Consider the following 20426-nt stretch of genomic DNA (forward strand, 5'->3'; position numbering starts at 1 on the left):
GGTGAGCGCCGCGAGGGTGGGTGTCGCCATCATGGCGACCGCGATGATCGGGAACGCCGGGCTTGCGAGTCCGTCGCCGAGCCAGAGCGGAAGCGCCACGAGCCAGGCGAGGGCGAAGGCGATCACGACGAAGATCACGATGGAACGGATGTCGGTTCCACGGAGCCGGCCCGCTCCGCCCGTGCTCGTGACCGTGACGTCGGCGGCTCGCGTCACGACGGGATCGCCGTGGCTTTCGAACGCGCCCGAGGTGGCCACGATCTGCGCCCAGGCTGCCGCGAGCGCGTCGTCTGACAGGTTCTCGCGCATCGTCGGATCGAAGCGCGCGGACACGAGCTGCCATCGGCCCGCGACGAGGTCGTCGATGACGGATCGAGCCAGCTCCGCACCGTCGCTCAAAGGTGTCGTGTTCATGAGTTCTCCCGTCCTGGGGTCGATGGGCTTGCCGAACCGCTGGAACGCCGCCGCCGGCTCACGCCCAAGGCGCCGCCGATCGCCTGCCAGGTCGCGCCGCGCTCGCGTTGCGCGACCGCGACATCCTCAGCATCCGGCCGGCTCCGACAGCGTTTTACATCACGGAAACACGGCGGTCATTGTTGCGAAAGCGGGCCCGGTATACAGTGTGCTTACTCAACGTAAACATGCTGCTTAGTGATGAGAGGATCGCCGTGGACGACAGCAATCTCGGTGCCCGGGTGCGTGAACTGCGCATGCTGCGCCAGATGTCGACGCGCGAGCTGGCGCGGCGCGCGTCGATCAGCGCGGGCTATGTCAGTCAGATCGAGAACGGCCAGGCCAACACGAGCCTGGACGTCGTCCGACGGATCGCCGCCGCGTTCGGCGTTCCGTGGACCGAGCTCTTCAGCGCGCAACCCGCGCTGGGCACCGTCCTCCGTCGCGCCGAGCGACCGATGCTCGCGGCAGGCAACTCCGTGCGGCACTTCCGCATCACCCAACCGCCGCTCGGCAACGTCGAAGTGCTCGTGTCGGAGTATGAGCCCGGTCACGGCGAGGGGAGCGAGAGCTACACCCACGGCGACTCGCAGGAAGTCTGCGTGATCCTGCGCGGTCGCTTCCGCTTCCACCTCGGCGACCAGGACTACATCCTCGAGACGGGCGACAGCCTGGACTACCGATCCTCGACGCCGCACAGCATCGTCAACATCGGCGACGTTCCCGGCGAGGCCCTGTGGGTGGTCACCCCGCCCTCCGACGCCCCGCTTCCCGCCGTGGACTGAACCACGTCCTCAGACTCCCGGCGCCGATGCGATGTTCGCATGGCACCGGTGATCGGCGATGCCGAAAACAGCACCGCCACCCGTTTCACCTGCTCCACTACGCACCGCCCCGTCCGAGTTCCATTCCCTCCCCGGATTCCCGGATCCGCGCACCACCCGTCCCGCGCTAGGAGAACATCATGCACGTCCGCCGTACCGCCGCCCTGCTCGCCACCGCTGCCCTCGCCGCCGCCCTCGCCGGGTGCGCGAGCGCATCGCCCGGCGCCGAAAGCGCCTCCACGACGATCCAGTTCGGCCTACCCACCAACATGGGGGCCAACAACTCGCCGATGGCCGTCGCCGAGGCGATGGGATACTTCGCCGACGAGGGGCTCAAGGTCGAGATCGTCGTCACCGGCGACTCGACGTCGATCGTCCAGGGGATCGACGCCGGGTCGCTCGATATCGGCAGCACGCCTCCCGAGCCGATCCTGCAGGCCATGACCAAGGGCAGTGACCTGCAGCTGGTCTACAACTACATCCGCAAGCAGACCGGATCACTCGCGGTGCTCGACGACAGCCCCATCCAGTCGCTCGAGGACTTCCGCGGGGCCGTGATCGGCCAGGCCAGCCTCGGCACCTCGAACATGCTCCTGTCGGAGGGCATCCTCGCCTCGGTCGGTCTTGCTCCCGACGTCGACTACTCGCACCTCGCGGTCGGCACCGGCGCGGCGGCCCTGCAGGCCCTGAAGACGGGACAGGTCGACGCGCTGTCGCTCTGGGACACCGAGTACGCCGCCTTCGAGGCCCAGGGGACGCCGCTGCGCTACTTCACGACGGACGAGGTGGCCTCGCTCTTCTCGACGACCTACTTCACGAGCACCGACTATGCGGAAAAGAACGCTGCGACGATCGAAGGGTTCGGTCGCGCCATGGCCAAGGCCACCCTGTTCACCGCGACGAACCCCGAAGCAGCGCTGCGCATCATGTACGACAAGTACCCCGACACCCTCGTGGCCGGCAACTCCATCGATGACCAGCTCGCGATCGACCTGGTGGCGCTGAAGCGTCGCATCGAACTACTCACGGCCGGCGACCCGGAGGGCTCTCGCACCTGGGGCGCCTACGACGAGTCGGCGCTGAACGCCTGGGCGAGCTTCGCCCTCGACGCGGGGATCATCGACTCCGCCGTCGACGCCGTCGCCGCCGCGCCGAACACCTTCGTCGAGGCCTACAACGACTTCGACGGCGACGCCGTCATCGCCGAGGCGAAGAACTGGAGCGCTGCCGGATGACGACCCTGACCTACACCGCGGGGGTTCCCGCGATCGACCACCACTCCCACGCCGGCTACGTCCGGCCCGGCGAGGAGCTGGAGGGGATCGACGCCCTCGAACGGGAGAACGCGATGGGACACGTGGAGGCGCAGCTTCCGGTCGACGTGTTCGACGCCTTCGTCGCCGCGCGCGGGCGCCGCGACGGGAAGGAACTCGACCGGCTCGACCGGGAACACGGCATCCGGGCGCTGTTCGAGGAGAGCATCGCCTTCCAGGCCACGACCGTGCACGCGGTCGCCCTGGCCGACGGAAGCCGGGCGCTCTACGGCGACATTCCCCACGCGGAGCAGGTGCGCCTGAGCGCGGAGCGCCGCCGGGCCGACTTCCCGGGGCTCTACGGGCAGGCGCTGGAGCTCTCCCACACAGCGGCGGTGCTCACCGACATCCCCTGGATCGATTCCGCGCTGTGGCCCCACGCGCAGTACAAGCCGGTCGCCCGCATCGATCCCTATCTCTACCCGTTCGGGCACCCGCCCTTCCGGCGCCGGGGTTCGGACAGCCCGCGCTTCCAGCGCGTGTTCGCGTCGATCCTCGCCGATCTGCTCAGCGCACAGGGCCTCGCGTCGCCACCCGCGACGCTGGGGGAGTACGTGGCGTTCGTCCGGTCCTCGATCATCCGCCGGCAGGAGAGCGGTTTCGTCGGGCTCAAGATCGCCTCGGCCTACGTGCGCTCCCTCCACTTCGTCCGACGGTCGCGGGAGGAGGCTACGGCGGCTTACGAGCAGCTGCGCACCGACCCGGCCGCGCTGCGGGGCGAGGCCCACACGATCGTCGCCGACTTCCTCGTCTTCGCGATCGCCGAGCTGGCCGTCGAACGCGAGCTGCCGGTGCAGATCCACACCGGCATGGGTCACGCCGAGCCCGGACTGCTGCTCACGGGCGCCGACCCGCGCAACCTCGAGCCGCTGCTGTCCGACCCGGCGCTCAACCGGCTGCGGGTGATCCTCATCCACGGCGGTTACCCGTACACCTCCTACCTGGCGGCGATCGCGCAGGCGCACGGCAACGTGTACGTCGACTATTCGTGGATGCCGTACCTCCACCATCACGCTCTCGAGCGGATGCTGCAGGAGTGGCTGGAGCTGCTGCCCGCCAACAAGATCATGTTCGGCACCGACACCGGCCAGCCCGAGTTCCACGTCGCGGCCACCGCGCGCGGGCGGCTGCTTCTGGATCGCGCGCTCGCCGCCGGGGTGTCCGACCGCCTGTGGAGCACCACCCAGGCCGAGTGGCTGGCGGGCCGCGTGCTCAACGAGAACCTTTGTCGTGTCTATGGGTTGGAGGCTCCGTGAACGACCTCATCGAGATCACTGATCTGTCGAAGGTCTATCAGACCCGCACCGGCACGGTCACGGCTCTCTCGCACGTCGACCTCAGCATCGGGGAGGGCGAGTTCGTCTCCATCCTCGGTCCGAGCGGATGCGGCAAGACGACGCTGCTGAGGATCCTCGCCGGGCTGGAAGGCCACACCGAGGGTGAGGCCACGATCTCCGGAACGCCCATCGGAGCGCCGCGGGGCGAGGCGGGCATGGTGTTCCAGAAGGCGACGCTGCTGCCGTGGCTGAACATCCTCGACAACGTGCTGCTTCCGCTGAGCCTGAAGCGACGCGTGACGGCATCCGATCGCCGCCATGCCACCGCTCTGCTGACGATGGTGGGGCTCGAGGACTTTCTCCGTAAGCACCCGCACGAGCTCTCCGGTGGTATGCAGCAGCGCGCCGCCATCTGTCGCGCACTCGTGCACGACCCCGCCGTGCTTCTCATGGACGAACCGTTCGGAGCACTCGACGCCATGACCCGCGACGCCCTGAACGTCGAAGTCAATCGGATCTGGCGGGAGACCGGCACCACCGCGGTGCTGATCACCCACAGCATCGCCGAGGCCGTCTTCCTCGCCGAGAGAGTGGTGGTGATGACTCCCCGGCCCGGACGGATCGCGGAGATCGTCGAGGTGCCGTTCGGCAAGGAGCGTACCCCCGACCTGCTCGGCGACCCCGAGTTCGCCGCTCTGACCTCCCACATCCGACGCCACTTCGAGGTGAACTCATGACCGTCAACACTCAGATCGTGACGACGAGGCGTCGCGCGGTGAACACGCCGACGAAGCGCGCTGTCGGCGCGCTCGGCCTGTTGGCTCTGCTGCTCCTGGTCTGGCAGTTCGTGCCCGGCTGGACGAACACCCCCGAGTACGTGGTGCCGCCGCTGAGCGATGTGCTCTCCGCCCTCTTCGACCCGAGGGCGTTCCCCCGCTATGTGGAGAACGCCGCCTCGACGATGACGATCGTTCTGACGGGGCTCGCGATCGGCGTCGCAGCGGGCCTGGCGTTGGCGGTCGTGTTGGCGCAGTTCCCCACCGTGTACGCCGTGGTGTTCCCCTACATCGTGGCGATCGAGTCCATTCCGAAGGTCGCGATCGCTCCGCTGTTCATCATCTGGTTCGGCTTCGGGATGCCCTCGAAGGTCGTCGTGGTCGTGCTGCTCGCCTTCTTCCCCATGCTCGTCAACGCGCTGCACGGCTTCCGCGGGGTGGATCGCGACCAGGTCGACCTCTTCCGGGTGAACGGTGCCACGCGTTGGCAGATCCAGACGCGTCTCATGCTCCCCGCTGCCCTCCCGCAGATCTTCTCGGGCCTGGAGCTGGCCGTCGCCAACTCGATGATCGGCGCGATCGTCGCCGAGTTCGTCGGCGCGCAGAAGGGCCTGGGCGTGCTGATTCTGCAAGCCCAGGGTCGGATGGAGACGGCGGCCGTGTTCGCGCTCCTCATCATCCTGTCGGTGCTCGGCATCGTGCTGAACCTCATCGTGCGGGTGCTTCGCAAGGTCGTCGTGCGATGGGAGATCACGTCGAAATGACCTTCAGCATCGTCGCTCGAGACCCGCTGACCGGCGCGGTCGGCGTCTGCCAGGGCACGGGGTCCATCGCACTCGCATCGCGGTGCCCGCAGGTATCGGGGGAGGCGGCGGTGACGAGCCAGTGGCACTCCGACTGGAGGCTGGGGCTCCGGGCGCTGGACCACTACCGTCAGATCGGCGTCGTCCTCGACGACGGCCGCGTCGCCGCCCACACCGGGGATCACGTCGAGCCCGGCCTGTACGCGGGTCACCGCGTGGGGGAGGGTTATGCCGTCCTCGGGAACGGGCTGGTCGGCCCCGAAGTCCTCGTGGCGATGGAGGAATCGTTCGGAGAGTGCACCGACGTGCCGTTCGAAGAGCGGCTGATGCGCGCCCTGGAGGCGGGACTCGGCGCGGGTGGGGAAGGGCGCCAGCACCTGTCGTCGTCGATGATCACAGCCGTCCGCGGACAGCGTCGGCATCGTCTGGATCTCCGCGTCGATCTCGCTCCGCAGGGGCTCGATGCCGTCGCCGAGCTTCGCCGCATCCTCGACGGGTACGCGCCGTTCATCGACTACTACGGGAGCTATTGGCTCGATCATCCCGAGGTCACGGGCGAGCAATGGCTGGCGATGGGATCGCCGACGTCGTGAGCGTCGTTCAGGCCGGGCGGGGCCTCGGGGCGGACGGCGTCCGCGGTCCCGTCTCCGGATTGCGCGGAAATATATAGACCGGTCTATTATCGAGAGGTGACGACCAAAGGCACCCGCACGAGAGCCCGACTCTCGGAATCCATGCTCGAACTGATCCAGACCCACGGCTACAGCGGCACTGGCGTCAACGCCGTGATCGCACACTCCTCGGCCCCCAAAGGCTCCGTGTACTTCCACTTTCCGGACGGTAAGGAAGGGCTCGGTGCGGCGGCGATCGAACTCGCGGCCGCGCAGTTCGAGACGTTGATCACGGATGCCGCCGCATCCGGAGCCGGAGCTGCCGAGGCCGCCCGCACCGTCATCGCGGGGGTGGCCGATCTCGTCGCAGGCAGCGACTTCCAGCTGGGGTGTCCGGTGTCGGTCGTCACCCTGGAGATGGGAGCGCACAACGAGCGACTGCGCCGCGCCTGTGCCGACGCCTTCGAATCGTGGATCGCGTCGGCGGCGGCGCTCCTGGAGGCCGACGGGCTCTCCCCGACCGAGGCGCGGGGAATGGCCACCGTCGTCGTGTCGATGATCGAGGGGGCCGTGATCGTCTCGCGCGCCCTGCGCAGCACGGGGCCGCTGATGGATGCGGCCGACGGCATCGCGGCGTTCATCGCTCAGCGCGTCTCGGCGTCGACCTCGTGAGCGTCCCCGACCACGGTCGACACGCGCTGGTCCTCGGCGCATCCGGGTTCGTCGGCCGCCACCTCCTGCGTGCCCTTGCGGGTGCCGGGGGAGAGGTCACGGCGGCCGTGCGCACGCCCGCGTCGGCAGCTCGCCTGCAGCACTGGCTCCGCGAGCACGGCGTGACACGACCGGTGGCGACCGTCATCGTCGACTTCGCCTCCGCGGAGCTCGTGCCCGGTGACCGGTCGGCTCTCGCCACGGTCACCGAGATCCACAACTGCGCGGGCTCCTACCGATTCGGCATGTCCGCGCAGGAGGCGCGCGAGGCCAACGTCGGCATCGTCGAGAGGCTGATCGACGTCGCCGCGGGGCTTCCTGCGCTGCGCCGCGTCGTCCACGTGTCCGGCTACCGTGTCGGCGGCCAGGATCCCGCGACGGTGCCGTGGTCGGACGACCATCGCGCAGCGGTCTATGCACGCCTCGGCGCCTACGAAGCGTCCAAGGTCGAATCCGACGCGGTTTTCCAGGCGCGCGCGAGCGAGCGTGGGATCCCGTGGACGATCGTCAATCCCGCCAGCGTGATCGGCGACAGCGTCACGGGCGAATCCGACCAGCAGATCGGCCTCGCCGACACGATCCAGCAGCTCTGGCGCGGCAGGATGGCCGCCCTGCCGGGAGGGGACGCGACCTTCCTCCCCGTCGTCACCGTCGACCACCTCGCCGCGTTCATGGAACGCGTGGCCGTCGATCCGGCGGCGGAGAGCCGGGCCTACTGGCTCCTCGACGACGACACCCCGCCGCTCAGAGATCTGCTCTCGACGGTCGGGCGCCACCTGGGCGTGCCGATACCGCGGCTCACGGTCCCGGTCGGTGTCATCCGGCGTCTCCCGGCGCGCGTGACCCGCGTCGACCCCGAGACGTTGTCCTTCATGTCTTCCGACCGCTATCCGACGGGGTCCGCGGACGCGCTCGCCGCCGCCCACGGGATCTCGACGCCCGACGTGCGGCTGTCGCTTCACCGGTGGGCGGATCACCTGGTCGCGCACCGGTTCGGCGACGCGCCCGGCGGCGACCGGCGATTCGTCGACCACGGCGGCATCCGCACGTTCGAGATCGGACGCGCGGGTTCGCGTCGGGTGATCCTGCCGGGCCTGCCCGTGAACGCCGACACCTGGGCGCGGGTCGCCGCAGGCACGGGGGCTCGCGCGGTCGACCTTCCCGGCCTGGGCCTGTCCGGAGGTACCGGTCTTCGGGACTGGACCCGGTGGCTGGCGGGTCTGACGAGCGGGGAGCCGCTCGAGCTCATCGGCCACTCTCTGGGCGCCGCCGCCGCGCTCGCGGTCGCCCGGCGATTCCCCGGGCGTCTCCGGTCGCTCACGCTCGTGTCGCCGTTCTTCCTGCAGGTCCCGCCACGCGGTGCGGCACGGATCTCACCTGTCGTGCGCGCGTTCCTGAGGCACGCCGACGCGGTGCGGCTGTCGCGCCGGCTGACCGGAACCGACGCGGGGGCGGCGGCGCTGGAGTCGAGCGTGAGCGACCTGAGGCGCACCGGCGCGAAGCACGCCGCGGCCCAGCTGTCGCGCGCGGGCTCGGCGAGGTGGCGGGCGCAGCTGCGGGACGCGCTGAGGGGGTTCGACGGGCCCGTGCGTATCGTCGTCGGCAGCCAGGATCCGCTTGATGCACGCTTCCGGGACGACCTCGGTCCCCGAGTGGAGATCGTGTCGCTTCCGGGTGCCGGTCACCACCCGCAGCTGACCCATGCGGAGGCCCTCACCGAGGTCCTGTCGCGCCCGGTCGCCTGACCTCGGCATCCGCACTCTCGGGATACCGCTACATCCGTTCCAACGGGTTGGCGGCCAGCTTGGCGACGATGCCGCCGTCGAGCAGGCGCCGCGCGGCCGTGTCGGGCTTGCGCGCGGCCTGGTCCGCGACGCACGCGCCGAACTCCGCCGCGAGTCCACCGCGGGGGTACACCGCGAGCACCTCGCGCACGAACGACTCCGGAAGGGCGTCGGGTCGCGCGCCGGAGATGTCGAGGCCGGTGGCGATCTCGAGGAGGTGGCCCTCGGCATCCATCGCCGGGTCGACCTGCGGCCAGTTGTGCCGCATGATGACCTCGAGCACCCGGGTGCGTCGCTCGGCGGGCCAGCCGGCCCCCGCGGTGAGCGCGACGCCCACGTGTCCGCCGGCGTGCTCGTATGAGACGGTGTGGTTGTCGAACGCGGTCACGGTGCCGATGTCGTGCAGCACCGCCGCGACGTAGAGCAGCTCGTGGTCCACCTCGGCGATGCTGTCGACGCGCGCGAACGCTTCGGCCCAGAGCCACGAGCGCAGCGCGTGGGCCGTGATCGCGGGGGACTGGTACTGGCGGGCGAGCTCGAGCGCTCCTCGCGCGGCGAGGGTGTCGGGTGCGCGGAAGTCGGTGAGGTGCATGCCTCCAGTCTCCGCGCGCCCGATGCGCACCGGCCGCCGCGTGGGCGTCGAGCCTCGTCGCATTCCTGCCAGATCGGTGCGCGACGCGCGTGCCTCGCTCTCCGTGCCGGCGTCGGAGATATCGTCGACGCCGTGAGCGTGGGAGCGCGAGTCGGATTCATCGGCCTCGGGATCATGGGGGAGCCCATGGCGCTCAACCTGGTGCGCACTGGCGTGGCGCTGACAGTGTGGAACCGGTCGGAGCGCGCCCGAAGGGTGCTGGTGGATGCCGGGGCGACGGCCGCGGCGGAACCGGCGGAGGTGTTCGCGCGGTCGGAGATCGTCATCCTCATGCTGGCCGGCACGTCGGCGATCGACGACGTGCTGGGTCCCGACGGCGCCCGGCGCGCGGAGATGCTCACCGGGCGCACGGTGGTCAACATGGGCACCGTGCCGCCGGAGTACTCCGCCCGGCTGGCCGCCGAGATCACCGGCGCCGGCGGCGTCTTCGTGGAGGCGCCCGTGTCGGGGTCGCGACGCCCGGCGGAGGAGGGGACTCTCGTCGGCATGCTCGCCGGGCCCGAGGATGCGGTGGCCCGCGTCACACCGATCCTGGAGCCCTTGTGCGGCGCGCTCACCTTCTGCGGGGACGTCCCGTCGGCGTTGACGATGAAGCTCTCCGTCAACGTCTTCCTCATCGCGGTGGTCACGGGGCTGGCCGAGTCCTTCCATTTCGCCGCCCAGCACGGCGTGCCCGCGACCCTGTTGCGGCAGGTGCTCGATGCCGGGCAGATGTCCTCGCCCATCTCTCGCGTGAAGACCGCCAAGCTCGCGGCGGAGGACTGGACGCCGCAGGCATCCATCCGTGACGTGCTGATGAACAACGAGCTGATCACCGAGTCCGCGCGCACCGCCGGCATCGCGAGCCCGCTCCTCGACGTGACTCGGGAGTTGTACGCCGACGCCGTCGCGCGCGGCGACGGCGACCTCGACATGGCGGCCGTCGTGCGGGCGATCTCCGATCGGTCGGCGGGCGGCGCCTCGCCGGAACTCACAGCCGGCATCCAGCCTGGCGGGACCAAATCGGGCGCATCCTCTGTTTGATCAGGTGACGCCGCAGCCAGCGGTGTCGCAGAGGAGACATCATGTCGAAGGACTACCGCAAGACCCCCGAGGCGCTCGGCCGCCTCACCGATCAGCAGTACGCCGTGACACAGGAAGAGGGCACCGAGCCCCCGTTCCGCAACGCTTACTGGGACCTGCACGACGACGGCATCTACGTCGATATCGTCTCGGGCCAGCCCCTGTTCGCATCGACCGACAAGTTCGACAGCGGCACCGGATGGCCGAGCTTCACCCGCCCGATCGAGCCGGATGCCGTGGTCACCACGACCGACCGCACGCTGTGGATGACGCGCACCGAGGTGCGCTCGTCGGGCGCCGAGAGCCACCTCGGCCATGTGTTCGACGACGGCCCCCGCGCGGAGGGCGGCCTGCGCTACTGCATGAACTCGGCCGCGCTGAGGTTCGTGCCCGTCGAGGACCTCGCCGCCCAGGGTTACGGTGAGTACCTCGACCGTTTCCCGAACGCCCCCACCACCGACCCCACCCCTCAGGAGGATGCAGCATGACCAGCGGACCGAGCGACACCGGAGCCATCACCCAGCCGGCCGGCACCGAGACGGCCATCCTCGCGGGCGGCTGTTTCTGGGGCATGGAGGATCTGATCCGCCGTCAGCCCGGCGTGATCAGCACCCGCGTCGGCTACACGGGCGGTCAGAACGATCACGCGACCTACCGTCATCACCCGGGGCACGCCGAGGCGGTCGAGATCGTCTTCGACCCGAATGCGACCAGCTATCGCGACATCCTGGCGTTCTTCTTCCAGATCCACGACCCGTCGACGCTGAACCGCCAGGGCAACGACATCGGCACGAGCTACCGCTCCGCCATCTTCCCCGTCACGCCCGACCAGGAGCACGTCGCGCGCGAGACCATCGCCGACGTCGATGCGTCGGGGCTGTGGCCGGCGCCGGCCGTGACCACGATCGAGCCGCTGGGTGCGTTCTGGGAGGCCGAGCCGGAGCACCAGGACTACCTGCTGCGCTACCCCAACGGCTACACGTGCCACTTCCCGCGTGCGGGGTGGGTCCTGCCGTCCCGCGCCGACGCCTGAGCGACGCGCGGGAGTACGCCCCGAAGCTGTGAGGCGCACATCTTCGGGGCGTACCGTCAGGTCATGAGTACACAGAGCACGACGAAGAGCCCGTCCGACAGTGCCGCCCTCGGCCTCGGATCGGTGCTGGCGGGCTCGCTGCCGTCCGCATTGATGACAGCGGATGCCCCGGCCCGCTACACCGTCGAGGCGGTGTTCACCCGTCGGCCGCAGCGCGAGGAGATCGCCGATCTGCTGAGCGACGAGACGCGCGAGATGCTCATCCGCAACGGATACCCCGTGGTCGAGCTGACGGTGTCCGATCGCCGCCTGGAGATCGCGAACACCAACCTCGAGGAGCTGCGCGACGGTCTCGGAACGGTGCTCGCCGACCGGCTCGCGGAGATCAGCGACCGCGCCGTCGAGCGCCGCGACGCGGCCGCCCTGCGCGACGAGAAGACGGCCGAGGGAGAGCGCGAGCGCGCCGCCGCCGTCGTGGCCCTCGCCGCGTCGGTCAGCTTCGAGCGCGCCGTGACCGCTGCCGGATGATGCCGAACACGACGGTGCCGACGGTCCGATCGACCCGGGACTGAGGCGGTCAGCACTCCCACAGTCCGGTGTGAGACGGTGGACACATGCTCCACTGCGGTGATGGCATACCGACCCGAAAGGAAGGTGCCATGCCAGCGTGGTGGGAAGAAGTGCTCCATGTCGTGACCGGTCGTGTCAGCCGGCACGACGATCTCCCCGATCTGCGCGGGCTCGAGACGCGGCGGGTCGCTCTCGAGAAGACGCATTTCCTCGTCAACGACCGTGAGCGTCGCGGTGAGGAGCGGCGCACCTACGTGATGCGCCATGTCGCCTCGACCCGGCACGACACGACCACGGTGGCCGTGACCTCCAACGGCCGCGGCGTCGGCTCGCTTCCGCGCGAGGTCGCCGCGTCCATCGCTCCGCTCCTGCGCCGTATCGGCGGCGCGGCGATCATCAACGGCGCCGGAGCGCGCCCCGGCAGCCTCCGGCTGTGGGTCGATCTGCCCACCTCCGCCGCCCTCGGCGACTTCGCGCTGCAGCGCGACGGGGCAGCGGCGCAGGACTCGTGACGCGTCGCGCCGGGCGCCGGCCCCGCCGCGGAGCACAATGTCCTCATGGCCGACCCCATCTGGAAGAACGACCCCGACGAGCATGACTTCCCCGCGGCGGAGGACTATCTCCGCCTCGTCGCCGATCCCGAGCGGGCCCGTTCTCTCGTCGCGGCCCTGCGCACGCGGGCGACGGTGGTGAAGAAGGCGAAGGACATCCTGCGGGCGGCGAACCTGCCGCTGCTTCCGATCGACAACCCGCACGTCGCCGATGACCTCCGCAAGGTGCGCGCGGGCAAGCCGCTGTCGCCCGTGCTCATCGTCCACGGCGACCTCACGCGCGGGCTGCCCGCGCAGATCGCCGACGGCTATCACCGCGTCTGCGCCAGCTGGTACCTCGACGAGAACACGGAGATCCCGTGCCGCATCGTCGGGCCGGACGCCGCCGCGGCGTGAACGCATGAACCTGCAGACGCTCGCGCTGGTGGGTGCGGTCGCGCTGCTCGGTCCGCTGCTGTCCGCCGGCAGTCGGTGGCGCGTACCGGTCGTGATCGGTGAGCTCGTCGCGGGCATGGTGATCGGCGTCTCCGGGCTGCACCTGGTCGACCCCACCGACCGCACGTTCAGCTTCCTCGCGACGCTCGGCTTCGGTCTCACGATGTTCGTCGCGGGCACCCACGTGCCGCTTCGCGACGCGCGCCTGCGCCCGGCGCTCGGCCGGGGCGCGCTGCAGGCCGTCGTGGTCGGCGTGGTCGCCGCCTTCGCCGGCTGGGGACTCGCGACGCTGTTCGACACGGGGCACGCCGCCGTCTACGCCGTGGTCATGGCGTCGTCCTCCGCCGCGCTCGTGCTGCCCGCCGTCCAGCAGACGCGTCTCGGAGGTCCGCCGCTGCTGGCCACCATCGCGCAGGTCGCGATCGCCGACACGGCCTGCATCGTCGCGCTGCCCCTCGCGATGGACCCGGAGCGTGCACCGGTCGCGGCCCTCGGCGCGCTCGGCATCGCCGCCGTGGCGCTCCTGCTGGCGCTGGGGCTGCGGTGGGGCGCGCGCGGCGACCGGTGGAAGCGCCTGCGCGAGACCAGCAAGACGCACGAGCTCGCGATCGAGCTGCGCGTCAGCCTCATCCTGGTCTGCGCACTCGGCGCCCTCGCCACCGTCTCGCACGTCTCCGTGCTGCTCGCCGGTTTCGCCGGCGGCCTGGCGGTCGCCAGCGCCGGGGAGCCGCGGCGGCTCGCCCGACAGCTGTTCGCGGTGACGGAGGGCTTCCTCTCGCCCCTCTACTTCGTGTGGCTCGGCGCGTCGCTCTCGCTCGGCAGCCTCGTCGACGCGCCCGCGTACCTCTGGCTCGGTGTGCTGCTGGGGGCGGGTGCGCTCCTCGCGCACCTGTCCGGGGTGCTGCTGCGGCAGCGTCCGCTGTGGGCCGTGATCGCCGCCGCCCAACTCGGCGTCCCGATCGCCGCCGCCACGATCGGAGCCGAGACGGGAGCGCTCACCGCGGGGGAGCAGGCGGCGCTCGTGCTCGGGGCGATCGTGACGATCGCGGCGCTGGCGGCATCCACCGCGGTCGCCTCCCGGCGCACGGCGGTTCGTGCCGAGGGCGCGGATGCCGCCGACGGCACGGATGCCGCGTCGAACGTCAGCCCGCCATCGCGCTGACCGCGCCCGCGACGTAGGGGATCAGCCAGATCGCCCAGACGACGATGCTGAAGCGGTGGAACGCGCGCTTCTCGTTCTCGCGGCCCCGCACCAGCACGATGATCGCCCAGATCAGGTGGATCGCCATGAGGACGATCGCGGCGGTTCCGGTCCAGGCCATGAGCGTTCCCGCGGCCGTCTCGGCGACGCCGTCCGCGCGCCGGTCGGCCGCGATCTGCGTCATGAGCAGGGTGCCGGTGGTGTCGGCGGCGAGGCCGAGGGCGAACATGCCGGCGTGCCACCAGCGCAGCGTGCGCTGGATCCGCTCCGCCCAGACGCCGACGCTGTAGAAGACGAGGGCGGCGGTGATGATGACGATGGAAAGTGGAAGCATGCCGCCACTCTACGCCGAATCCTTCAGTTGTGTTGAAGGTTTTCGCGGGCGCGCCACAGCTGCTCGATCGGCACGCCCGTGCCGAGCACGTTCTGCGCGGCGCGGTGCCCCGAGCACAGCGCCGCCGTGACGGTCGCCGGGTCGTCGGTCCACGTCGCCTCGCCGGCCAGGTGCAGCACACCGCCGACCGGTGTGGCCAGGGTGTCGTGGTCGTCGGTCGTCGACCCCGGACGCATGTAGGCGTACGAGCCGCGCGCGTAGGGGTCGTCCTGCCATGCGGTGCGCTGGACGGCCACCGGATCGGGGACGTCGCTCCCGTACAGGCGTCGCAGCTGCGCCATCACGGAGGCGACGACCTCCGCATCCGCCTCGTGCCGCGTCGCGACCGCCGCCGGTCCGGCGGCGAAGGTCAGCAGCGTCGGCTCGCCGTGCAGCGCGGTCAGGTCGTACCAGGAGTGCCACCACCGCCCCTGGGGCCCCTGCTGGCGGACGGCGTACACGTCGGAGTCCCAGAACCGCTCCGGGAAGCGCAGGAACAGCTTCTCGAACGCGTTCATGCGCAGCCAGCCGAGCGCGCCGGCCACCGGCTCGGGCAGGGGCGGCTCGATCGCGAACGAGGCCGATTGCAGCACGCCGACCGGCACGGTCACCACGACATCCCGGCTGGTGAACGCGCCCCGGTCGGTCGTCACCGTCACGCCGTCGGCGCCCCATCGCACGCGGGAGACGACGTGGGCGAGCCGGATGTCGAGCCCGCGCGCCAGGCCCGTGGCGAGGGCGTCGTAGCCGTCGGGGAAGACGACCTCGTCGCCGTCGATCTGGTCGTCGTCGAGGCCGTGGGCCGCGAGATCGCCGATCGCCGCGCCGTACTGCTCTTCGCTGCGGTGCGCCAGGTACTCGCGCACGCGCTCGGCCCGTTCCGCCTCCCAGCCCTGGGCGGCGAGGGCCGCCTCGGTCACGTCGCGGTAGGTGGCGTCGGGCGCGGATGCCGCGATCAGCGGAACCAGGGCGGCATCCACGGCCCGGATGTCGGCCACGTACGCGGCCGCTTCGTCGGTGCTCAATCGCCGCCCGTCGGGGGAGTAGTGCGCGATCGGTCGACTGTCGGGCTGGTAGCCGCCGACCGTGAACTCCACGGTGCGCATGCCGAATGCGCTCGCCGCGGCGGCCACCGGGCTGTCGGTGATCCCGTGGATCCACGAGGCGCCCCGGTCGGTGACGCGCCCGTCGGACCGATCGGTCCAGACGCGGCCGCCGATGCGATCGCGCGCCTCGAGGACGACGGTGCGCCGTCCGGCATCCGTCAGCAGGCGCGCCGCGGCGAGCCCCGAGATCCCGGCACCGATGACGATCGAATCGAATGCGGCCACGGCGCGTCCCTTCCTCCCGGCGGCGCCTCCCTCGGCGTCGTAGGAGCGACGTTAGCGCGCAGGCCCGCTCATCCGGTGCTGCGCACGTCGTCGAGGGCCGCGTCGAGGGTCGCGAGGATCGCCGCGCACCGCTCGACGTCCTCCCGCGTGCCCGACAGCTCGAACTCGAACAGCACGGGCCGACCCGACGTCTGCGACAGCTGGCGGGCGGCGGCCTGGTAGTAGTCGCCGAAGTTGCGGTTGCCCGACCCGATGATCCCGACCATCCGTCGGCGCGTCATGGGCGAGCGCAGGAACGCCCGCACCCCCGCGGGCAGGGTCACCTCTTCGGCGTTGCCCGCCTTGTACGACGGCGTCAGCAGTACCCACGGTCCGGTCGGCTCCGTGCGACGCACGTCCGAGCGTGCGAGGTTGAGCACCCGTCGGCCGTCGATCCGCGCGAGCGCCTCGGCGAACCGGCCGGTCAGGTTCGACGACGAGGAATAGTAGTACACGGGGATCTTCCGCATGCCGACAGTCTGATCGGACGGGATGGCGCGCGCTCGCCGCATCGGCGTGACAAACCCGATGCGCTCACAGGCGGTGGGCGTCGAGCCACTCCAGGAGCGCCGGGAGCGCGAGGTAGGCGATCGTGCCGTGGTCGGCGTCGCGGACGGGGTGGAACTCCACGTCGATCCCGAGCGCCCTCTCGTGGGCCACGAACGCCTCCGTCGCGGAGGGCACGACCAGCGTGTCGTCGAGCCCCTGCGCGACGAACAGGGGAGCGGCGAAGGCCGCCCCGCCGGCCGAGTTCTCGGCCAGGATGCCGGCCCAGGGCTGCACCGTGGCCGGGTCGGCCGTGACGAACCGCCCCACGACCGGCTGGCCGATCCGGTGCAGGCGCGAGATGTCGGTCAGCAGGCACAGTCCGTTCATCTCGGGGAGGATCTCCTGCGCCGCGGGGGTGAGGATGCCGTCCAGGTCGGCGCCGCGGTCGGCGTACACCCCGGCATACGCCGTGAAGGCGTACGCGCCGATCGTCACCCCCGAGATGTCGTCGAGGTGGGCGCTGAGCAGCGAGGTGAGATCCGCCGCGGGTGCGGCGACGGCGACGGCCTCGATCGTGAGCTCGGGCGCGTAGGCCGCCGCGCGTTGCGCCGCGAACAGCACGGCCTGGCCGCCTTGCGAGTGGCCCCACAGCACGACCCGGTCGGATGCCTGGGCGTCGGAGAGCTCCCGCGCCGCCCGCACGGCGTCGAGCACGGCGTTGCCGCCGGTGTCGCCGACGAGATAGGAGTCGGGACCCGCGGTGCCCATGCCGACGTAGTCGGTCGCGGCGATCGTGTAGCCCCGGTCGAGCAGCGCGCGCATCCCCTCGATCAGCTCGAACGGGTCGAACGCGCGAGAGGGTGCGCAGTCCGCGGCGGCGCCGGTGGTGGGATGCCCCCAGGCGAGCACCGTCCGCCCCGCGCGAGGCGCTCCCTCGCGCGGGGAGACGACGATGCCGGTGGACAGGACGGGGGCGCCGTGCACATCGGTCGTGCGGTACATCACCCGCCAGGCGCGGGCGTCGAACGGCACCCCCACCAGCTCCGCCGATCGCACGAGCGTGCCCGCAGGGCCGTCCGTCGCCCCCGCCGGCGCGACGTAGAACGCGGCCTCGTCGCGGCGCTCGATGTCGTCGCCGATGAGCCGCGCGCCGACCACGGCGGCCACGCACGCGAGCACGAGGGCCGTCACGACGAGGATCGCGCGCGCGATCGGGTGGCGCCGGCGGACACGGGCGCGATCATTTCTCATGGCCGGAGCCTAGTGGCCGAGCGGCGCGGGCCTTGTGTGGTCAGACCACATCTGCCATACTGATCGCAGACAGGCCCGAGAGCCCTCGGACCCGGAAAGCGATGACGCGGACACCGTGTCCGCGCCGGGTAGGAGACCCACAATGTCCACCTCGATCGATGCTCTGGTCGAAGGCGCACAAGCCGCGCTCGCAGAGTACGCATCTTTCACCCAGGAGCAGGTCGACCAGATCGTTCGCAAGGCGAGCGTCGCGGCCCTGCACTTCCACGGCGAACTCGCCCTCATGGCTGTTGAGGAGACCGGTCGCGGTCTGTTCGAGGACAAGGCCGTGAAGAACATGTTCGCCTGCGAGCACGTGACGAACTCGATCATCAACCAGAAGACCGTCGGCGTCATCTCGCACGACGAGATCACCGGCATCACCGAGATCGCCGACCCCGTGGGCGTCATCTGCGCGCTGACGCCGGTCACCAACCCGACCTCGACCGCGATCTTCAAGTCGCTCATCGCGCTGAAGACCCGCAACCCCATCGTCTTCGGCTTCCACCCCGCCGCCCAGAAGTGTTCCGTGGCCGCGGCGAAGATCGTCCGGGACGCCGCGGTCGCCGCCGGCGCCCCCGAGAACTGCATCCAGTGGATCGAGGAGCCCTCCATGGAGGCCTCCGGCGAGCTCATGAACCACCCGGGTGTGGCGCTCATCCTCGCCACCGGCGGCAACGCGATGGTCCGCGCCGCCTACTCCTGCGGAAAGCCCGCCCTCGGCGTCGGCGCCGGCAACGTGCCCGCCTTCATCGAGCGCACCGCCAAGGTGGGTCGCGCCGTCAACGACATCGTCCTGTCGAAGTCGTTCGACATGGGCATGGTCTGCGCCAGCGAGCAGGCGGTCATCCTCGATGAGCCGATCGCCGCCGAGGCGCTCGCCGAGTTCGCCCGTCTGCACGCCTACATGGCGACCGCGGACGAGAAGCGGATGCTGGAGGAGTTCATCTTCGGCGTCACCGCCGGCAGCGAGAACTGCGCCGGCGCGAAGCTCAACCCCACCGTCGTCGGCCAGTCGCCGCAGTGGATCGCCGAGCACGCCGGCTTCACGGTGCCCGAGAACACGTCGATCATCCTCGCCGAGGTCTCCGGGGTCGGTCCCCACGAGCCCCTGACGCGGGAGAAGCTCGCACCCGTGCTCGCCGTGCTGCGCGCCTCGAGCCCCGCCGAGGGCATCGATCTGGCCCGCCAGATGGTCGACTTCGACGGTCTCGGCCACTCCGGCGCCATCCACTCCAACGACCAGGACGTCATCGCCGAGTTCGGCAAGGTCGTCAAGGCCGTCCGCATCATCGAGAACAGCCCGTCGGCGCTGGGCGGCATCGGTGACATCTACAACGCCTTCATGCCGTCGCTCACCCTCGGCTGCGGCTCCTACGGTCACAACTCGGTCTCCAACAACGTCTCGGCGGTGAACCTCTTGAACGTCAAGCGCATCGGTCGTCGCAACAACAACCTGCAGTGGTTCAAGATCCCCGCGAAGACCTACTTCGAGCCGAACGCGATCCGCTACCTCGCCGACATGCGCGGTGTCGAGCGCGTCACGATCGTGACCGACGAGACCATGACCAAGCTCGGCTACGTCGACAAGATCATGGATGTGCTGAACCGTCGCGAGAACCGCGTGCAGGTGCAGCTCATCAACACGGTCAAGCCGGAGCCCAAGGTCTCCGAGGTGCGTGCCGGCGCCGACCTGATGCGTCAGTTCCAGCCCGACACGATCATCGCCCTCGGCGGCGGGTCGCCGATGGACGCCTCCAAGGTGATGTGGCTGCTCTACGAGAACCCCGAGGTGGAGTTCTCCGACATGTGCGAGAAGTTCTTCGACGTGCGCAAGCGCGCGTTCAAGTTCCCCGAGCTCGGCAAGAAGGCGAAGCTCGTCTGCATCCCGACCACGTCGGGCACGGGCAGCGAGATGACCCCGTTCGCCGTCATCACCGACGACGAGAGCGGCATGAAGTACCCGCTCGCCGACTACGCGCTGACCCCGTCGGTCGCGATCATCGACCCCGTGCTCACCAAGGTGCTGCCCGGCTTCCTGGTCGCCGACGCCGGCTTCGACGCCCTGACCCACGCCACCGAGGCGTTCGTCTCCGTCTACGCCAACGACTACACCGACGGCCTGTGCCTGCACGCGATCAAGCTCATCTTCGAGAACATCGAGCGCAGCACGAAGGCCCAGCCGAACTCGACGGATGCCGAGGACATCAAGGCCCGCGAGAAGATGCACAACGCGGCATCCATCTCGGGCATGGCCTTCGGCAACGCGTTCCTCGGGATCGTGCACGCGATGGCACACGTCACCGGTGCGACGTACCACCTGGTGCACGGCCGCACGAACGCGGTCTACCTGCCGCACGTCATCCGCTACAACGGCACCGTCCCGACGAAGCTCACCAGCTGGCCGAAGTACGAGCGCTACATCGCCCCCGAGCGGTTCCAGGAGATCGCCAAGCACCTGGGCCTGCCGGCATCCACCCCGGAGGAGGGCGTCGAGAGCTACGCCCGCGCCGTCGAGGAGCTGCGCGACCGGGTCGGCATCGAGCGCTCGTTCCAGCAGCAGGGCGTCGACGAGACCACCTTCATCTCGGGCCTGCAGGATCTCGCCCTGGCCGCCTACCGCGACCAGTGCGCCCCGGCGAACCCGCGGATGCCGATGATCGAGGACATGAAGACCCTCATGGAGGCGGCGTACTACGGCACGTCGTTCGCCGAGGTCCGCGCCGCGCGGAAGGTCGCGCACGCGGAGAGCGAGGCCGTGACGGGAACCGTCCGCACGGCGCCCGCCAAGGGAGCGGCCAAGAAGGCCAAGGCCAGCGCCTGATCGACGCTGCGGAACGAGGGGGGT

Annotated in this window: 21 protein-coding genes and 1 pseudogene; 16 read left to right on the top strand and 6 right to left on the bottom strand. The window is 70.4% G+C overall.

The genetic code is table 11. The features are described from left to right. Positions 1 to 249 precede the first annotated feature (249 nt). Positions 250 to 414, bottom strand: a pseudogene (locus tag KY498_RS16610) (hypothetical protein); the annotation flags it as partial. 254 nt (positions 415 to 668) lie between these two features. Between KY498_RS16610 and KY498_RS00645 the strand changes: the two are divergent. From KY498_RS00645 to KY498_RS00680, 8 genes are all read left to right on the top strand, one after another. Then, the gene (locus KY498_RS00645; RefSeq protein ID WP_060958805.1) at positions 669 to 1238 is read left to right on the top strand and encodes a helix-turn-helix domain-containing protein; all 570 of its coding nucleotides are present in this window, start codon (positions 669 to 671) and stop codon (positions 1236 to 1238) included. A 179-nt stretch (positions 1239 to 1417) separates the two neighbouring features. Further along, positions 1418 to 2512 carry an ABC transporter substrate-binding protein gene (locus KY498_RS00650; RefSeq protein WP_191008729.1) on the top strand — a complete coding sequence of 365 codons (1095 nt, stop codon included), beginning with the start codon at positions 1418 to 1420 and terminating at the stop codon, positions 2510 to 2512. Next, positions 2509 to 3846 carry an amidohydrolase family protein gene (locus tag KY498_RS00655; protein WP_191008728.1) on the top strand — a complete coding sequence of 446 codons (1338 nt, stop codon included), beginning with the start codon at positions 2509 to 2511 and terminating at the stop codon, positions 3844 to 3846. The genes KY498_RS00650 and KY498_RS00655 overlap by 4 nt, the downstream gene beginning before the upstream one ends. Next, positions 3843 to 4604 (top strand): ABC transporter ATP-binding protein, encoded by a 762-nt coding sequence (locus tag KY498_RS00660; RefSeq protein WP_197425746.1) that lies wholly within the window; start codon positions 3843 to 3845, stop codon positions 4602 to 4604. The genes KY498_RS00655 and KY498_RS00660 overlap by 4 nt, the downstream gene beginning before the upstream one ends. Then, entirely contained in the window at positions 4601 to 5407 is an 807-nt protein-coding gene (locus tag KY498_RS00665; RefSeq protein WP_191008727.1) for an ABC transporter permease, read from the top strand. Before KY498_RS00660 ends, KY498_RS00665 begins: the two co-directional genes overlap by 4 nt. Continuing rightward, positions 5404 to 6039: a DUF1028 domain-containing protein gene (locus KY498_RS00670; protein ID WP_191008726.1), complete on the top strand. Its 636-nt coding sequence runs from the start codon at positions 5404 to 5406 to the stop codon at positions 6037 to 6039. The genes KY498_RS00665 and KY498_RS00670 overlap by 4 nt, the downstream gene beginning before the upstream one ends. Positions 6040 to 6180: 141 nt before the next feature. After that, positions 6181 to 6729 carry a TetR/AcrR family transcriptional regulator gene (locus KY498_RS00675; RefSeq protein WP_191008725.1) on the top strand — a complete coding sequence of 183 codons (549 nt, stop codon included), beginning with the start codon at positions 6181 to 6183 and terminating at the stop codon, positions 6727 to 6729. Next, complete coding sequence (locus tag KY498_RS00680; protein WP_191008724.1) at positions 6726 to 8513, top strand: alpha/beta fold hydrolase; 1788 nt, start codon at positions 6726 to 6728, stop codon at positions 8511 to 8513. The genes KY498_RS00675 and KY498_RS00680 overlap by 4 nt, the downstream gene beginning before the upstream one ends. A gap of 28 nt (positions 8514 to 8541) precedes the next feature. Here the strand turns inward: KY498_RS00680 and KY498_RS00685 are convergent, their stop codons facing one another. Continuing rightward, positions 8542 to 9144, bottom strand: a complete 603-nt coding sequence (locus KY498_RS00685; protein WP_191008723.1) for an HD domain-containing protein — start codon at positions 9142 to 9144, stop codon at positions 8542 to 8544. A gap of 132 nt (positions 9145 to 9276) precedes the next feature. On the opposite strand from KY498_RS00685, the gene KY498_RS00690 reads away from it, so the two are divergent. The 7 genes from KY498_RS00690 (at position 9277) to KY498_RS00720 (ending at position 14017) form a co-directional block, all read left to right on the top strand. After that, positions 9277 to 10227: an NAD(P)-dependent oxidoreductase gene (locus tag KY498_RS00690; protein WP_223848947.1), complete on the top strand. Its 951-nt coding sequence runs from the start codon at positions 9277 to 9279 to the stop codon at positions 10225 to 10227. A gap of 41 nt (positions 10228 to 10268) precedes the next feature. Further along, positions 10269 to 10754, top strand: a complete 486-nt coding sequence (gene msrB, locus KY498_RS00695) for a peptide-methionine (R)-S-oxide reductase MsrB (RefSeq protein WP_191008722.1) — start codon at positions 10269 to 10271, stop codon at positions 10752 to 10754. Beyond that, complete coding sequence (gene msrA / locus KY498_RS00700; protein ID WP_060958795.1) at positions 10751 to 11299, top strand: peptide-methionine (S)-S-oxide reductase MsrA; 549 nt, start codon at positions 10751 to 10753, stop codon at positions 11297 to 11299. The genes msrB and msrA overlap by 4 nt, the downstream gene beginning before the upstream one ends. A gap of 63 nt (positions 11300 to 11362) precedes the next feature. Next, positions 11363 to 11827, top strand: a complete 465-nt coding sequence (locus KY498_RS00705) for a hypothetical protein (protein ID WP_191008721.1) — start codon at positions 11363 to 11365, stop codon at positions 11825 to 11827. Between the two features lie 131 nt (positions 11828 to 11958). Beyond that, positions 11959 to 12381 (top strand): hypothetical protein, encoded by a 423-nt coding sequence (locus tag KY498_RS00710; RefSeq protein ID WP_191008720.1) that lies wholly within the window; start codon positions 11959 to 11961, stop codon positions 12379 to 12381. Positions 12382 to 12426: 45 nt separating this feature from the next. Then, positions 12427 to 12816 (top strand): hypothetical protein, encoded by a 390-nt coding sequence (locus KY498_RS00715; RefSeq protein WP_060958793.1) that lies wholly within the window; start codon positions 12427 to 12429, stop codon positions 12814 to 12816. Positions 12817 to 12820: 4 nt separating this feature from the next. Further along, positions 12821 to 14017 (top strand): cation:proton antiporter, encoded by a 1197-nt coding sequence (locus tag KY498_RS00720; RefSeq protein ID WP_061781699.1) that lies wholly within the window; start codon positions 12821 to 12823, stop codon positions 14015 to 14017. Here KY498_RS00720 and KY498_RS00725 read toward each other — a convergent pair. From KY498_RS00725 to KY498_RS00740, 4 genes are all read right to left on the bottom strand, one after another. Then, the gene (locus KY498_RS00725; protein ID WP_036321710.1) at positions 13998 to 14390 is read right to left on the bottom strand and encodes an HsmA family protein; all 393 of its coding nucleotides are present in this window, start codon (positions 14388 to 14390) and stop codon (positions 13998 to 14000) included. The genes KY498_RS00720 and KY498_RS00725 overlap by 20 nt on opposite strands. 23 nt (positions 14391 to 14413) lie before the next feature. After that, a complete protein-coding gene (locus KY498_RS00730) occupies positions 14414 to 15760 on the bottom strand; it encodes an NAD(P)/FAD-dependent oxidoreductase (protein WP_191008719.1) in 1347 nt (448 codons plus the stop codon). Positions 15761 to 15828: 68 nt separating this feature from the next. Beyond that, entirely contained in the window at positions 15829 to 16269 is a 441-nt protein-coding gene (nrdI, locus tag KY498_RS00735; protein ID WP_060958790.1) for a class Ib ribonucleoside-diphosphate reductase assembly flavoprotein NrdI, read from the bottom strand. A gap of 64 nt (positions 16270 to 16333) precedes the next feature. Beyond that, a complete protein-coding gene (locus KY498_RS00740; protein ID WP_191008718.1) occupies positions 16334 to 17539 on the bottom strand; it encodes a lipase family protein in 1206 nt (401 codons plus the stop codon). Positions 17540 to 17681: 142 nt separating this feature from the next. Here KY498_RS00740 and adhE point away from each other — a divergent pair, with 142 nt between their 5' ends. Beyond that, on the top strand, positions 17682 to 20402 hold the full coding sequence (gene adhE / locus KY498_RS00745; protein WP_191008717.1) for a bifunctional acetaldehyde-CoA/alcohol dehydrogenase: 2721 nt from the start codon (positions 17682 to 17684) through the stop codon (positions 20400 to 20402). The last annotated feature ends 24 nt before the right edge of the window (positions 20403 to 20426 follow it).

It is taken from the genome of Microbacterium sp. PAMC21962, assembly GCF_019443465.1.
Classification (GTDB): domain Bacteria; phylum Actinomycetota; class Actinomycetes; order Actinomycetales; family Microbacteriaceae; genus Microbacterium; species Microbacterium hominis.